Origin of the sequence: Ruminococcus sp. CAG:330 (genome assembly GCF_000437175.1) — a bacterium.
In the GTDB taxonomy this organism is placed as follows: domain Bacteria; phylum Bacillota; class Clostridia; order Oscillospirales; family Ruminococcaceae; genus Ruminococcus_C.
Map to the genome: position 1 here is coordinate 1 of NZ_FR898035.1, position 629 is coordinate 629.

The following is a 629-nucleotide window of genomic DNA, read 5'->3' on the forward strand; positions in this document are numbered from 1 at the left end:
ATTATGAAAAAGACAAGAAGATTCGCATCCCTGGCAACCGCAGCCATCCTCGCAGCTTGCGCAGTCGTTCCCGCTACTATGTCGGCTCTTCCGGTTAGTGCACAGACAGTTACCATTACTCAGGCAACTGGAAATGCAGAGGCTGATCATACTTATTCCGCATACCAGATCTTCAAAGGTACTGTTGTAGATGGTGCATTGACAGGAATTGATTGGAATAAGGATATTGTAAATGATGGGGCGCTGTTGACTGCATTGAAAGGCGATACCCAGCTTGGAAAATATTTCGCAAATTGTACTTCTGCTGCTGAAGTTGCAGCTGCGCTGAACGCAAAGGTTGCAGGTACTGAAGAGGGAACCGAAACAAGCGTATTTGCAAATAACGGTGCCTTGACACAGCATTTTGCAGAACTCGTAAAGGCAAATTTGAAAGATAATGTTACAGCATCTGCAACATCTGCCAAAAACGGCACGAGCGCAGAACTCAGCATTACTGCAGATGGTTATTACCTGATTGTTGATGATACTGCGAATTTGCAGACAGGTGCTTACAGCAGATACATTCTGACAACTGTAGATGCAGATTCGGACACAACTCTTTCGATTGCCCAGAAAGCAAGCTCTCCGTC

General features: G+C 45.5%; 1 protein-coding gene. It reads left to right on the top strand.

Features of this window, described 5'->3' with window-relative positions:
- On the top strand, nucleotides 1-629 hold a 629-nt coding region (locus tag QZL66_RS04095), incomplete at both ends, for a hypothetical protein (protein ID WP_293601846.1).